This is a genomic window from Zhengella sedimenti (assembly GCF_046506625.1).
Lineage (GTDB): Bacteria > Pseudomonadota > Alphaproteobacteria > Rhizobiales > Rhizobiaceae > Zhengella > Zhengella sedimenti.
On sequence record NZ_JBKFFP010000006.1, the window covers coordinates 130087 to 142882 of the forward strand.

Here is a 12796-nt window from a genome sequence, read left to right on the forward strand (position 1 = left end):
ATACTGCTCCGCCCCCATGCCGCACCGCAAACCAAAGCCAAGCTCCCTCGGTCTCCTGCATCTCGGTCTGGGTCATGCCCCGTGCCGAGGCAATGACAACTGGCTCAGCTGCTTTCGGCGCTGCAACTCGTGCCGGCTTTTTGGGCGGCAACTGGTGCCAGCTTTTGGGCGGCAACTGGTGCCGCAGCCTTGCCGCCGAAGGCAAAGGCCATATCCGAGGCGCTGAGGCCCTGCGCAGCCACCGGCGAAACGAGCATTCCAGCCATGGCAATGCTCACCAAAGCTCCTCCAAAGGTGGATTGTTTCGACATCATCTTCCTACTCCTTTCTGATGACAGTCAACGCAACCCGAACTTTCGGGTCAGGGTCATGCCCGCGGTGAAACCACGATCACCGAGGACTTCGGCACGGGCATCGGCACGCAGCGTGGTTTCCTTGTCCCACGCATAGGCCAGCCCGAATTGCAGATCGGCATTGGTGGCGCGGGCTCCGCCGGAAACCCCATTCACCTTCTCTGCCCCCGTGAAGTTCAGCCCGAACCCGCCAGTCAGCGTCAGTTCGTTGTTCACGGCAAAACCGATGCTTGGATTGAAGAAAAACGTGTCGCCGGGATCGATTCGGTCAGCGCCAACCCGGCGCTCAAGATTGAACTTGTAACCGGCGGTCAGGGACAGGACGACAGGGTCGAGCACACGGTATGCCGTGAAGCCGGCCGTTCCCGAGGTTCCACTTGCAAACCGCGTCTCCTGCGCAGCCACGTTTTCGAGAGCGGAGACATCCGCGAAACCGACAACGCCAGGGAATTCACCTTCCTCGACGAAACGGTGATTGAGGCCGAAAACGAGGCTTTGCAGCGATGCATGGGATAGCTTTTCAACTGCCCCCGAAAGGCGATTGATGAACTGGGAATGATTGTACCGAACCGTGGTGCGAGCATAGAGTTCAGTCTGATCTGTCAAACCGTAGCGCAGACCATATGTCCCAATCGCGACCTCGGATTGACGATCCTCCTGGCCAACACCCACGGGAACCGTTACGAATTCCCCGGTTCCGGTCTGAATCGTCTGATAGAAGCCGGCAACACCGGCGGAACGGACCGTGCCGAATGTTACGCCGAACTCCGCGCGCAGCGACCCCCTCTCGGAAAGCAGTTCTTCAAGCTCTATTCCGAGCCCGTCCTGTTCGAGAACAGGCTCCTCCGCAAGGGCCATGCCCGAGAACAACAGCCCCCCCCCCCCGATAATGACCGAGAAAAAGCCAAGAACCCTCGAAGGGACATTCATGATTGCGCTCCCCGCCTGAACACTCACGACAACTACACTCATAAATTGTATCAAATTTTTCGTCAACCAAAAATTTTGATGAACACGATTTTCCCGCAAGCCTTCACATGGAGAAAATGGCGGAATCGCACCAGGCGCTCTTCTTTTGCGCGAAAGGACAAGGCCGTGCCGCGTCCCTGCCCTTGAAAAGGCGCGACGGCTGGCCAAAATGCGGGTAACAAGATGATAGGCTTCGCCGCAGGCTCCGGGCCGCAAGGCGAAGCGTCAGGGAAGGAATGCCATGTCCGCCGCCGGAACACCCATGATCGACCCGTTCGGCCGTGCCGTCACCTATCTGCGCGTGTCGGTGACGGACCGCTGCGATTTCCGCTGCACCTATTGCATGGCCGAGGACATGACCTTCCTGCCCAAGAAGGACCTTCTCTCGCTGGAAGAGCTGGACCGTCTTTGCACCGCCTTCATCGACAAGGGCGTGCGCAAGTTGCGCCTGACCGGCGGCGAGCCGCTGGTACGCAAGAACATCATGCACCTCATCCGGCAATTGTCCCGCCATCTCGATTCCGGCGCGCTTGAGGAACTGACACTGACGACCAATGGTTCGCAACTTGCCCGGTTTGCCGATGAACTGGCCGATTGCGGGGTCAGGCGGATCAATGTTTCCGTCGACACGCTGGACCGCGACAAGTTCCGCCAGATCACCCGCTGGGGCGACCTCGCAAAGGTCATGGAGGGCATCGAGGCGGCCGAGCGCGCCGGCCTCAAGATCAAGCTGAACGCGGTGGCGCTGAAAGGCTTCAACGATACCGAAATCCCCGACATGCTGCGCTTTGCCCACGGCCGCGGCATGGACCTGACTGTGATCGAGACCATGCCCATGGGCGAGATCAGCGAAGACCGGACCGACCAGTATCTGCCGCTTTCGAAACTGCGCGCCGACCTCGAACGGCAGTTCACGCTGACCGACATTCCCTTCCGTACCGGCGGGCCGGCCCGCTATGTGGAGGTGAAGGAAACCGGCGGAAAGCTGGGCTTCATCACGCCCATGACGCATAACTTCTGCGAAAGCTGCAATCGTGTGCGCATCACCTGCACCGGCACGCTCTTCATGTGTCTCGGCCAGGACGATGCCGCCGACCTGCGTGCGCCGCTGCGTGCCTCGGAAGGCAACGAATTGCTGTCTGCGGCCATCGACGAGGCCATCGGCCGCAAGCCCAAGGGCCATGACTTCATCATCGACCGCACGCACAATCGCCCGGCCGTTTCGCGCCACATGAGCGTGACCGGCGGCTGATCCATCAGGGTGACGCATCCGTCACTTCAGTTTTCTTTGCTTTTCAGGAAGCCGAAAGCCGTCTAACGCGGGAAGACGCTGACCGGACAGCATGGGCCGCATGGGGCGCCCTGCCGGGTCTCGGCCTGCGTGATTCTCGGTAAAGCCGGTGCTCCTGACGCCCAATACCCGCGCCGCCCTGTTCATGACGCTGTCCATGGCGGCCTTTCTCGTCAACGACATGCTGACCAAGCTGGCCTCGCAATCGGTCAACATGGGCCAGGTCATGCTCGTGCGTGGCGTTTTCGCTTCCGCGATGATCCTCTGGATAGCCTGGCGCAACACGCCGGCCGGGAGCCTGCGCAAGCTGGCAAACCGCATGGTTTTCCTGCGCACGGGCGGCGATGTCCTGGCCACCGTGTCCTATCTCGTCGCCCTCGCCAATGCACCGCTCGTCTCCGTCGCCTCGCTTTTCCAGGCATTGCCTCTGGCCGTCACCATGGGGGCGGCCATCGTGTTCCGCGAACCTGTCGGCTGGCGGCGCTGGAGCGCGATCGCGGTCGGCTTCATCGGCGTCCTGATCATCCTGCGCCCGGGCTTCGGCGCCTTTTCCGTCTGGTCCGCGCTGGTCCTCGCCACCGTCTTCTTCTGCACCGTCCGGGACCTGGCGACGCGCGCCATCCCCGCCGACGTTCCCTCGTTGCAGATCTCGGCGCTCACCGCCGTCTCGGTCATGCTCACCGGCGGCATGCTGATCCTGCCCATGGGCGGCTGGCAGCCGATGGAGGCCCATGTGCTCGCCATCCTGCTCGCGGCCGCGGTCTTCGTGATGATCGGCTACCAGACGCTGACGCTCGCCATGCGGGCGGGCGACCTGTCGGCATCCGCGCCCTTCCGCTATACCGCGCTCGTCTGGGCGGCGCTGTTCGGCTATCTCGTCTTCGGGGAGGTGCCCGACTGGCCCACGGCAACAGGTGCGTTGCTGATCATCGGTTCCGGCATCTTCACCATCTATCGCGAGCGCAAGCGCAAGGACGCGGCCAATATCGTGGCGGAAAGCACCGCGAGAACGGGCGCCCGCGGCCTGTGATGGCGCCAGCGCCTCAGACGAACCGCTTGGACTTGCGGAACGCTTCCAGCGCCGTGCGTTCCGCCTCGATCTCGGCGAAGACGAAATCGTGGAATGCCTTGACCTTCGGCGTATCCAGCGTTTCCGGCAGGCAACAGAAGTAGAAACTGGCCTGCGCCCGCATCATCATGTCGAACGGCGCGACGAGACGGCCCGAGGCGATGTCGCGCTGGGCAAGGAACAACCGCCCCAGCACGATGCCCGCGCCGTCGATCGCGGCCTCCAGCGCATGGTCGGAATGGGAGAACCGAGGCCCGCGCGTGCTGTCGACATTGTAGACGCGCATCTTCTTCAGCCATTCGCCCCAGCCGACATTGCCCGGCAGGAAGGAAGCCGAATCGTCATGCAACAGCGTGGTGCGGCCAAGATTTTCCGGCGTCAGCGAGCCGCCCAGCTGTTCCAGCAGACGTGGTGACATCAGTGGAAGAACCGCTTCGTCCGTCAGCGGCTCCACATGCAGGCCCGGATAATTGCCGCCTCCGAAACGGATGGTCACGTCCACCTCTTCGGTACGCAGGTCCGTCAGCCGCAGGCCGGCGGAAATGCGCAACTCGATATCCGGCCAGGTCTCGATGAACCGGTGCACGCGCGGCGACAGCCATTTTGACGCCGTTGCCGGACCGGTCGAGACGGTCAGAACGTTGGGCGGCGTTTCCGGCCGGAGCCGCGCCATGGTGGAGTGGAGGCGCTCGAAGGCGTCCGATATGCCCGGTGCCACGCGCTCCCCGTGTTCGGTCAGTTCCACCGCCCTGTTGAGCCGGCGAAACAACGGCGTCTGGAGAAAATCCTCCAACTGCCGGATCTGGTAGGACAGCGCCGACGGCGTGACATGCAGTTCTTCGGCCGCCTTCTGGAAGCTCATGTGCCGGGACGCAGCCTCGAAGGCGCGCAAAGCATTGAGCGGTGGCAAACGGTAAGCCATGGTTCACTTCAAATTTTCTGATCCGGTTCATGCAGATTACCCGTTTGCCGCGGGCCCGGCAATCGCCCAGTTTGACCCTGTCAGAACGACAGGCCCTCCCAAGCCTTTGACCCGCAGGAGACCCGCAATGCTCTACAACCCTATGACAAATTGCCGGATTCCGCTCGATGCCGTCAGTTTCTACACCCGCGAGGCGCGCCGCGAGCAGTCGCGCGCTTTCGCACGGGCGATGGATCTGGTCTTCGGACGGCGGTGACGCCGGGCACGACGCTTTCAACGATTTCAACCGTCCCGGCGTCGCGCGCCGGGACGGTCCTGATCATGTCCGGCGGGATGGATTTGCAGCGTGACCTCCTCCCTCAAAACGGATAAAGCGGACGCCATGTCCTCGCTCGCCGCTCCCGTTCCCGCGCCCCATATCGGCATCCTCGTCCTGTGCGCGGCGGTCAACCCGCTCTCGCTCAACATCTTCATCCCCTCCATGCCCGGCATGGCGGCGGAATTCGGCGTGCCCTACGCCACCATCCAGCTCGGCCTCTCGCTCTACCTGGCCATGACCGCGGCGATCACGCTGATTGCCGGTCCGCTGTCCGACATTTTCGGCCGGCGGCCGCTCATCATCGGCGGTTTCCTGCTCTTCGTGGCCGGCACCGTCATGACCCTGATGGCCGACAATGCCTCGCTTTTCCTGGCCGGGCGGATCGTCCAGGCCGCCTCGGCCACGGGCATGGTCCTATCCCGCGCCATCGTGCGCGACCTCTACGGCCGCGACATGGCGGCCTCCATGATCGGCTATGTGACCATGGGCATGGCGGTCGCGCCCATGGTCGGCCCCGCCGTCGGCGGTCTGCTCGATGATCTCTATGGCTGGCGCGCCAGCTTCCTGTTCCTTGGCATTCTCGGCCTGATGGCCACGCTGGTGGTCATGGCCCGCCTGCCCGAGACCAATGCCGGACGAGGCCAGCCGCTGGCACGCCAGTTCGGAAGTTACGCGGAGCTGCTTTCCTCGGGACCATACTGGATCTTCGCCGGCTCGGGCGCCTTCGCGGCCTGCATCTTCTTCGGTTTTCTGGGCGGAGGTCCCGCCATCGCCAGCCACTACCTCGCCATGACGCCGACAGCCTACGGCCTCTGGTTCGCCGCCACGGCGGTCGGCTACATGATCGGCAACTTCATCGCCGGCCGCTTTTCGCGCCGCATCGGCCTGGCGCGCATGCTGCTGGCCGGCGCCGCGACGTCGATGTTGGGCGCCCTGCTTCCCTTCATCCTGCTTGGCTGGATGGACATCCGCCTGCCTGTCGCCCTGTTCGGACCGACGATCCTGATCGGGATCGGCAATGGCATGACCATTCCCAACGCCACCGCAGCGGCGGTTTCGGTCAAGCCAGATTCGGCAGGTGCCGCCTCGGGACTGATGGGCTCGCTGCAGGTTGGCAGCGGCGCGCTGGCCTCGGTCCTGTGCGGCATCATGGCAGGCGACGGAAGCGGCGTTGCATCCTTCGGCGCCGCGCTCGCCGCCTTCGGCCTTGTCGCTTTCCTCGTCGCATACCGCGCCTGGCGGCTTGCCCGCCATCCCGCGTGAGGCGAATGCCTTGCCGTGGCCCTGTGACTGGCCGATAGTCCAGCGATGCTGACACGGCTCCACGCATTCAGGCTCGGACACCCATGCCCGTGAAACCGGCCGGACTGATCCTCGCGGGCGGTTTGTCCCGGCGCATGGGCGGCGGCGACAAGGCGCTGCTGCCGCTTGCCGGCAAACCCATGCTGGCCCGGGTGATCGCCGCCCTTGAGCACCAGGCATGGCCGCTCGCCGTCAATGCCAATGGCGACCCGTCGCGTTTCGCCGGTTTCGGCCTGCCCGTCGTGCCCGACACGATCGAAGGCTTTGCCGGACCCTTGGCGGGCATCCTTGCCGGACTGGAATGGTGCGCGCGCCTGGAGCCTGCGCCGCCCTGCCTCCTGACCGTGCCCGCGGATACGCCCTTCCTGCCGCACGACCTGGCGGCGCGCCTCGAGGCGGCCGCGTCTCCCGGCGCGCCCTGCGTGGCGATGTCCGGCGGCCGGGTTCATCCGGTCGCGGCGCTCTGGCCTGTCGCCATGCGGCATGACATCGCCGCCTTCCTCGGCCAACCGGACAATAGCAGCGTCATGGTCTTCCTGCGAAGCCACGCCTTCACGTCAGCCACCTTCCCCTGCCCGGAAGGACGCGACCCCTTCGCCAATGTCAACACGCCGGCAGACCTCGCAATGGCCGAGCTTCGTATCGCGGAGGGCGGTTGACATGGCACCTCCGGTCTTCGGAATTGCCGGCTGGAAGAATTCCGGCAAGACGACGCTCACCGAACGCCTCATCGCAGGCTTCGCGCAACGCGGCCTGGCCTTGTGTTCCGTCAAGCACAGCCATCATCCCGTCATGGCGGATGATCCCGCCACCGACAGCGCCCGCCATGCGCGCGCCGGCGCCATGGCCACCGCGCTGGTGTGGCCCGGCGGATGGCTTCTGGACGGCAGGGTCATGGACAAGGTCGAGCCTGAACTGGCCACTGTGCTGGCCCGCCTTCCGGCCTGCGATCTCGTGCTCGTGGAAGGTTTCAAGACCGCGCCCCATGACAAGATCGAGGTGCGGCGCGCGGGCCAGGCCGACTTACGCGCGCTTGAAGGCCGGGTTCCGGGCATCGTCGCGATCGCCGCCGACCATGGGGTCGCAAGCGCGCTGCCATGCTTCGCGCTCGATGACACGGATTCAATCATGGCGTTCATCGCGCACAGGACCGCGCTGCGCCTGCCCTTGGGGAAGGCCGGATCGGGCCGCTCTTCCTGACCATGTGCTCAAAAAACGCGGTTGCAATTGGCCGCCAAACCGGCTCACTATCCGGCTTAACGCACCCGTATGCAGGTGCGGTCGAGGGCTCTTCCGGGATGCCCGTAAAAACAACCGCCAGAGAGGTACACAATGTCCTTTTCCACCCGTTTCAAGCTCGCTCTTGCAACCGCGGCCGTTGCATTGGCCCTCGGGTCCGCCCATGCCCAGGACAAGATGAAGCTGAAGATCGGCACCGAGGGCGCATATCCGCCCTTCAACAACCTCGAATCCGACGGCACGCTGACCGGCTTCGACATCGACATCGCCAAGGCGCTGTGTGAGGAGATGAATGCCGACTGCGAATTCGTCACCCAGGACTGGGACGGCATCATCCCCGCCCTGCAGGCGGGCAAGTTCGACGCGATCATCGCCTCCATGTCGATCACCGACGAGCGCAAGGAAAAGGTCGATTTCACGAACAAGTACTACAACACGCCGCCGGCCATCGTCGCGCCGAAGGACACCGACATCCAGGGCGTGAGCAAGGAAGACCTGGCCGACAAGGTGATCGGTGTGCAGGGTTCGACAACCCACTCCAACTATTCCGAGGCGACCTACACCGATTCCGACGTGAAGCTGTATCCCACAGCCGACGAGTACAAGCTGGACCTCGTCAACGGGCGCCTCGATGCGGTCAATGACGACATCATCGTCCTCAAGGAGTTCCTGGCCACGCCGGAAGGTGCTTGCTGCAAGGTCGTCGGCACGATCACGCCTGATCCCGCGATCCATGGCGAAGGCGCCGGCATCGCGATCCGCAAGGGCGAGACGGAACTGGCCGAGAAATTCAACAAGGCCATCGACGCCATCCGCGCCAACGGCAAATACAAGGAAATCAACGACAAGTACTTTGACTTTGACGCTTACGGCGGCTGAACGGCCTTGACCGGGCAATAGCCGGCACCGGCGCGCCTGCGGGGGCGCCGGGCTTTCAGAGGGGGCCGCCAGACCATGGAAAATGCTGCCACGCTCCTGTCATGGGGTGCCGAGGGCTGGGCTGACGAGATCGCCGCCGGCGTCGTGGTGACGGTAAGCCTGGCCCTGGCGACATTGCCCTTCGGTATGCTGCTCGGCTTCTTCATTGCGCTTGCCAAGCAGGCCGAAGAGCCGAGCCTCCGGCTGGCGGCCAACATCTACACCACGATCTTCCGCGGCCTGCCGGAACTGCTGACGTTGTTCCTTGTCTATTTCGGCGTCCAGATCGGTCTGACGGAGGCGATGAAGGCGCTGGGCTTCAGTGAAGGCATCGAGGTCAATTCCTTCGTCGCCGGCATGTTCGCCCTGGGCGTGGTCTTTTCCTCCTATGCCTCGGAGGTCTTTCTCTCTGCCTTTCGCGCCATTCCCCGGGGCCAGTATGAAGGCGGCTATGCCGTGGGCCTGTCCTGGGGACAGACCATGCGCCTTGTGGTCCTGCCGCAACTGGTCCGCATCGCCCTGCCCGGCCTTGCCAATCTCTGGCTGGTCCTGCTCAAGGACACCGCGCTTGTCTCCGTCATCGGGCTGTCCGACATCCTGCGCCAGACCGGCATTGCCGCGCGGGTGTCAAAGGAAGCCTTCCTCTTCTACGGCATCGCCTGCCTGCTTTATCTCGCGCTCGCCATGATCTCCTCCATCGGCATTTCCGCCATTGAGCGCCGCGCCGCGAGGGGAGCGGTGCGATGAGCATGGCAACGGACAGCCGCGAGCGCCTCGAGCGCCCGCCCGCCCCGCCGCGGCCCTGGACACGGGGACGGATCACCGGCTGGGTTCTGGTCGGCCTGTGGGCGCTGGCCGGCCTCGGCTTCGTGATCTATCTCTACAATGCCTGGAACATCGACCTCGTCGAGAAATACGGTCCGCGCTACTGGTCCGGCCTCAAGACCACCATCGTGCTGGTCGGCCTGTCGCTGATCGCCGGCGCCATCCTGTCCCTGCCGGTTGCGCTGGCGCGCCTGTCACGCAATCCGATCGTCAACGGCATCGCCTATGCCTATGTCTATTTCTTCCGTGGCACGCCGCTGCTCGCCCAGGCATTCCTGATCTACTACGGCATCGGGCAATTCTCCGCTGAACTGCGATCCATCGGCCTCTGGTGGATTTTCCGTGATGCCTGGAATTGCGCCTTCCTGGCGTTCACGCTCAATACGGCCGCCTATCAGGCCGAGATCCTGCGCGGCGCCATCCAGTCCGTGCCGAAGGGACAATGGGAAGGCGCCTCTTCGCTGGGGATCAGGCCCTGGTACACCTTCCTGCGGATCATCCTTCCACAGGCCCTCATCGTCGCGCTGCGCCCCTACGGCAACGAGATCATCCTGATGATCAAGGGATCTGCCATCGTCGCGATCATCACCGTCTACGACCTGATGGGCGAGACGCGCCGCGCCTTCTCGCGCACCTTCGATTTCCAGACCTATCTCTGGGCCGCGGTCATCTACCTTGCCATCGTGGAAACGCTGCGCAATGTGTGGGACCTCATCGAGAAACGCTTGACGCGCCATCTGATCCGGTGAAAAGGCGGTTTGTTTTCAACGCCCTGTTTCCAGAAACGGACTCTGTGCGCTAAACAGGTCCATCGGCCCGCCAGGGCGTTGTTGAAAATGGCACAGGAGGAAAGACCCGCCATGGCAAAAGTCGCGTTCATCGGTCTCGGCGTCATGGGCTATCCCATGGCCGGCCACCTGAAGACGAAGGGTGGCCATGATGTCACCGTCTACAACCGCACCACGGCCAAGGCCGAAAAATGGGCTGCGGAATTCGGCGGCGCCCATGCGCCGACGCCAGCGCAAGCGGCCGCGGATTGCGATTTCGTCTTCTCATGTGTCGGCAATGACGACGACCTGCGCTCCGTGACCACCGGCGAGGATGGTGCGTTTTCGGCCATGAAGCCCGGCGCCATCTTCATCGACAACACCACGGCCTCGGCCCATGTGGCCCGTGAACTGGCTGCCGTCGCGGCGGATCGCGGTTTCGGTTTCATCGACGCACCGGTATCCGGCGGCCAGGCCGGCGCGGAAAACGGCGTCCTGACCGTCATGTGCGGCGGCGATGAGGAAACCTTCGCCCGCGCCCGTCCGGTGATCGACGCCTTTGCCCGCATGGTCGGCCTCATGGGTCCGGCCGGCGCCGGCCAGTTGACCAAGATGGTCAACCAGATCTGCATTGCCGGCCTCGTCCAGGGCCTCTCCGAGGGCATTCATTTCGCGAAGAAGGCGGGTCTCGATGTCGAGAACGTCATCGACGTCATCTCCAAGGGGGCTGCCGGGTCCTGGCAGATGGAAAACCGCCACAAGACGATGAACCAGGGCAAGTACGACTTCGGCTTCGCCGTGGACTGGATGCGCAAGGACCTCGGCATCGTTCTGGAAGAAGGCAACGCGAACGGCGCCTCGCTGCCCGTCACCGCCCTCGTCGACCAGTTCTACAAGGATGTCCAGTCGATGGGTGGCGGCCGCTGGGATACCTCCAGCCTGCTGGCACGGCTGGAACGGAAATAGGCCTCACGCCTCGTCGCGGACCGGCGTGTTGCGGGTCCAGATGAAGGCGAGGACAGCGCAAAGCGTGACCGCCTGGACCGCCAGCACCCAGGCCGGCAGGGCCATGAGGACCGAAAGGGCAAAGGCCGCCGCGATGGCCAGGGTGGCGGCCTTCCTGGCACGCGGTGAAATGGCCCGGTTGTCGCGCCAGTCACGGATGGCCGGGCCGAACGCGGGATGTTCGACAAGCCATGCCTCGAAACGCGGCGAAGAGCGGGAAAACAGGAAGGCCGCGAGGATCAGGAAAGGCGTCGTCGGCAGCAGCGGCAGCGCCATTCCGGCAAAGCCAAGGGTCAGCGCCATCATTCCTGCCGTGAACCAGACCGGTCGCATGTCCTTCCTTCGGGCGTCTGCCCTGCAATTCTATTTTTGCATTCTGAAATCAAGATAGGACCGGCGGGCGGCGGCACAAGGCCAAACCCGATATCCGGACACCAGGTCGCAGCCCTGATCGTTTGACGGCACGGCGCGAATTGGACAGACTTCACGTCTCGACGATTGTCCGGTCTGCCGCGGCGATATGGGCAGAGGTGCCATGGCTCTTGAACGATGCGCCACCGTTCCCGAAATCCTGTCCTGGCTGTCGGCCATGGAATCGGAGAAGAACAAGGCCGGCATGGCGCGCTACGGCATCCGCGCGGACAAGGCCTTCGGCGTTCCGAATGCTGTGTTGCGCCCTATGGCCCGCCAGATCGGGCGCAATCATGCACGCGCGCTTGACCTCTGGGCAACCGGATGGCGCGAGGCCCGCCTTCTGGCCGCCTTCACCGCCGAAAAGGGAAAACTGACACGGGAGGAAGCGTGGCGCTGGGCAGCGGATTTCGACAGTTGGGAAATCGTCGACGGCACCGCGGACCTTTTCGCCGACACGGATTTCTGGCCGGATCTGGTGGCGGAATTCGCGGCCGACGACCGCGAATTCGTCCGCCGGGCCGCCTTCGCGACCCTGGTCTGGGCCTGTGTCCACCGCAAGAAGGAACCGGACGGGACCTTTATCGAGTGGCTGCCGCTGATCGAACGCCATTCCACGGATCCGCGCAACTATGTCCGCAAGGCGGTCAACTGGGCCCTGCGCCAGATCGGAAAACGTTCCCTGACCTGCCATGGCCCGGCACTCGCAATGGCCGAACGCCTTGCCGCAAGCAAGGATACGACCGCGCGCTGGATCGGCCGCGACGCGGCGCGCGAGTTGCAATCGGACAAGACGCTCGCACGATTGCAGGGGCGCAAGGCAAGGCCGGATCCCGAAAGGCCAGTCGCATGAAAACGGACAGCCGCACGACCGGGCGGCTGGCCCTCCTCGCCGCGATCCTGTTGACGGGTGTCCCGGTCGCAGCCGTTCCGCTCCCGCCCGCACCGGCCCCCGCAATGACGCTTTCCACGGCGCCCCTGCCGGTCTTCAGCCTGCGTGATCCGGGTCAGGGTTTCGCCGGACAGGCCGGCCGGACGACAGATGTCTCCGGCTTCGTTCTTCCCGTCGATCAGGACGAAGACCGTGTCTACCGCTTCCTTCTCGTGCCATGGGCGGGTGCCTGCAGCCACATGCCGGCGCCGCCGGCCGATCAGGTCATTCTCGTGACGCCGGAAACACCCTTCACGCTTGCCGAAATCTACCAGCCGGTGACCGTCACCGGCATGGTGCGCGAACGCCATGAAATTTCGCAGATATTCATCCTCGACGGTGTGGCGCGCGTGGAATCCGGCTTTGTCATGTCGGTTGCCCGGATCCGCCTGCATGACCGCACCATTCCGGGCGTCCCGCCGGCGCCCCCGACGGCATCGCCCTGGAAATTCCTGAAACCGGACACGCGATGAAG

16 protein-coding genes are annotated in these 12796 nt (G+C 64.0%); 12 read left to right on the forward strand and 4 right to left on the reverse strand.

Translation table 11 applies throughout. The features are described 5' to 3' along the window. Window positions 1-104 precede the first annotated feature (104 nt). Together ACLB6G_RS16455 and ACLB6G_RS16460 are read right to left on the reverse strand one after the other, a co-directional pair. The gene (locus tag ACLB6G_RS16455) at window positions 105-314 is read right to left on the reverse strand and encodes a hypothetical protein (protein WP_410357293.1); all 210 of its coding nucleotides are present in this window, start codon (window positions 312-314) and stop codon (window positions 105-107) included. A 24-nt stretch (window positions 315-338) separates the two neighbouring features. Then, window positions 339-1283 carry a hypothetical protein gene (locus ACLB6G_RS16460; RefSeq protein ID WP_410357294.1) on the reverse strand — a complete coding sequence of 315 codons (945 nt, stop codon included), beginning with the start codon at window positions 1281-1283 and terminating at the stop codon, window positions 339-341. Window positions 1284-1563: 280 nt separating this feature from the next. On the opposite strand from ACLB6G_RS16460, the gene moaA reads away from it, so the two are divergent. Further along, a complete protein-coding gene (moaA, locus tag ACLB6G_RS16465) occupies window positions 1564-2574 on the forward strand; it encodes a GTP 3',8-cyclase MoaA (RefSeq protein WP_410357295.1) in 1011 nt (336 codons plus the stop codon). A 148-nt stretch (window positions 2575-2722) separates the two neighbouring features. After that, window positions 2723-3643, forward strand: a complete 921-nt coding sequence (locus ACLB6G_RS16470) for a DMT family transporter (RefSeq protein WP_410357296.1) — start codon at window positions 2723-2725, stop codon at window positions 3641-3643. A gap of 13 nt (window positions 3644-3656) precedes the next feature. On the opposite strand, the gene ACLB6G_RS16475 is transcribed toward ACLB6G_RS16470, so the two are convergent. Then, window positions 3657-4604: a transcriptional regulator GcvA gene (locus ACLB6G_RS16475; RefSeq protein WP_410357297.1), complete on the reverse strand. Its 948-nt coding sequence runs from the start codon at window positions 4602-4604 to the stop codon at window positions 3657-3659. Window positions 4605-4731: 127 nt separating this feature from the next. Between ACLB6G_RS16475 and ACLB6G_RS16480 the strand changes: the two genes are divergently transcribed. The 8 genes from ACLB6G_RS16480 to ACLB6G_RS16515 all read left to right on the forward strand — a co-directional run bounded on the left by ACLB6G_RS16480 (window position 4732) and on the right by ACLB6G_RS16515 (window position 10940). Further along, window positions 4732-4860, forward strand: a complete 129-nt coding sequence (locus ACLB6G_RS16480) for a hypothetical protein (protein ID WP_410357298.1) — start codon at window positions 4732-4734, stop codon at window positions 4858-4860. 126 nt (window positions 4861-4986) lie between these two features. Beyond that, complete coding sequence (locus tag ACLB6G_RS16485) at window positions 4987-6186, forward strand: multidrug effflux MFS transporter (RefSeq protein WP_410357299.1); 1200 nt, start codon at window positions 4987-4989, stop codon at window positions 6184-6186. An 83-nt stretch (window positions 6187-6269) separates the two neighbouring features. After that, window positions 6270-6884 (forward strand): molybdenum cofactor guanylyltransferase MobA, encoded by a 615-nt coding sequence (gene mobA / locus ACLB6G_RS16490; RefSeq protein WP_410357300.1) that lies wholly within the window; start codon window positions 6270-6272, stop codon window positions 6882-6884. A gap of 1 nt (window position 6885) precedes the next feature. After that, entirely contained in the window at window positions 6886-7425 is a 540-nt protein-coding gene (gene mobB, locus ACLB6G_RS16495; protein WP_410357301.1) for a molybdopterin-guanine dinucleotide biosynthesis protein B, read from the forward strand. Window positions 7426-7557: 132 nt separating this feature from the next. After that, complete coding sequence (locus ACLB6G_RS16500) at window positions 7558-8343, forward strand: ABC transporter substrate-binding protein (protein WP_410357302.1); 786 nt, start codon at window positions 7558-7560, stop codon at window positions 8341-8343. Between the two features lie 75 nt (window positions 8344-8418). Further along, the gene (locus tag ACLB6G_RS16505; protein WP_410357303.1) at window positions 8419-9129 is read left to right on the forward strand and encodes an ABC transporter permease; all 711 of its coding nucleotides are present in this window, start codon (window positions 8419-8421) and stop codon (window positions 9127-9129) included. Further along, window positions 9126-9956 (forward strand): ABC transporter permease, encoded by an 831-nt coding sequence (locus ACLB6G_RS16510; protein WP_410357304.1) that lies wholly within the window; start codon window positions 9126-9128, stop codon window positions 9954-9956. The genes ACLB6G_RS16505 and ACLB6G_RS16510 overlap by 4 nt, the downstream gene beginning before the upstream one ends. 111 nt (window positions 9957-10067) lie before the next feature. After that, entirely contained in the window at window positions 10068-10940 is an 873-nt protein-coding gene (locus ACLB6G_RS16515) for an NAD(P)-dependent oxidoreductase (RefSeq protein WP_410357305.1), read from the forward strand. A 3-nt stretch (window positions 10941-10943) separates the two neighbouring features. Here the strand turns inward: ACLB6G_RS16515 and ACLB6G_RS16520 are convergent, their stop codons facing one another. Continuing rightward, window positions 10944-11312: a YbaN family protein gene (locus tag ACLB6G_RS16520; RefSeq protein WP_410357306.1), complete on the reverse strand. Its 369-nt coding sequence runs from the start codon at window positions 11310-11312 to the stop codon at window positions 10944-10946. 202 nt (window positions 11313-11514) lie between these two features. On the opposite strand from ACLB6G_RS16520, the gene ACLB6G_RS16525 reads away from it, so the two are divergent. Both ACLB6G_RS16525 and ACLB6G_RS16530 read left to right on the forward strand, forming a co-directional pair. Then, entirely contained in the window at window positions 11515-12243 is a 729-nt protein-coding gene (locus ACLB6G_RS16525) for a DNA alkylation repair protein (protein ID WP_410357307.1), read from the forward strand. Further along, a complete protein-coding gene (locus ACLB6G_RS16530) occupies window positions 12240-12794 on the forward strand; it encodes a DUF3299 domain-containing protein (protein WP_410357308.1) in 555 nt (184 codons plus the stop codon). Before ACLB6G_RS16525 ends, ACLB6G_RS16530 begins: the two co-directional genes overlap by 4 nt. Window positions 12795-12796: the final 2 nt, after the last annotated feature.

What these genes read in the sequence shown, in the direction of transcription:
- ACLB6G_RS16505 (WP_410357303.1), top strand. Translation starts at nt 8,419, where the DNA reads ATGGAAAATGCTGCCACGCTCCTGTCATGGGGTGCCGAGGGCTGGGCT.
- ACLB6G_RS16500 (WP_410357302.1), top strand. Translation starts at nt 7,558, where the DNA reads ATGTCCTTTTCCACCCGTTTCAAGCTCGCTCTTGCAACCGCGGCCGTT.
- ACLB6G_RS16530 (WP_410357308.1), top strand. Translation starts at nt 12,240, where the DNA reads ATGAAAACGGACAGCCGCACGACCGGGCGGCTGGCCCTCCTCGCCGCG.
- ACLB6G_RS16460 (WP_410357294.1), bottom strand. Translation starts at nt 1,283, where the DNA reads ATGAATGTCCCTTCGAGGGTTCTTGGCTTTTTCTCGGTCATTATCGGG.
- ACLB6G_RS16520 (WP_410357306.1), bottom strand. Translation starts at nt 11,312, where the DNA reads ATGCGACCGGTCTGGTTCACGGCAGGAATGATGGCGCTGACCCTTGGC.
- mobA (WP_410357300.1), top strand. Translation starts at nt 6,270, where the DNA reads ATGCCCGTGAAACCGGCCGGACTGATCCTCGCGGGCGGTTTGTCCCGG.
- ACLB6G_RS16485 (WP_410357299.1), top strand. Translation starts at nt 4,987, where the DNA reads ATGTCCTCGCTCGCCGCTCCCGTTCCCGCGCCCCATATCGGCATCCTC.
- ACLB6G_RS16510 (WP_410357304.1), top strand. Translation starts at nt 9,126, where the DNA reads ATGAGCATGGCAACGGACAGCCGCGAGCGCCTCGAGCGCCCGCCCGCC.
- ACLB6G_RS16515 (WP_410357305.1), top strand. Translation starts at nt 10,068, where the DNA reads ATGGCAAAAGTCGCGTTCATCGGTCTCGGCGTCATGGGCTATCCCATG.
- ACLB6G_RS16525 (WP_410357307.1), top strand. Translation starts at nt 11,515, where the DNA reads ATGGCTCTTGAACGATGCGCCACCGTTCCCGAAATCCTGTCCTGGCTG.
- ACLB6G_RS16455 (WP_410357293.1), bottom strand. Translation starts at nt 314, where the DNA reads ATGATGTCGAAACAATCCACCTTTGGAGGAGCTTTGGTGAGCATTGCC.
- mobB (WP_410357301.1), top strand. Translation starts at nt 6,886, where the DNA reads ATGGCACCTCCGGTCTTCGGAATTGCCGGCTGGAAGAATTCCGGCAAG.
- ACLB6G_RS16475 (WP_410357297.1), bottom strand. Translation starts at nt 4,604, where the DNA reads ATGGCTTACCGTTTGCCACCGCTCAATGCTTTGCGCGCCTTCGAGGCT.
- moaA (WP_410357295.1), top strand. Translation starts at nt 1,564, where the DNA reads ATGTCCGCCGCCGGAACACCCATGATCGACCCGTTCGGCCGTGCCGTC.
- ACLB6G_RS16480 (WP_410357298.1), top strand. Translation starts at nt 4,732, where the DNA reads ATGCTCTACAACCCTATGACAAATTGCCGGATTCCGCTCGATGCCGTC.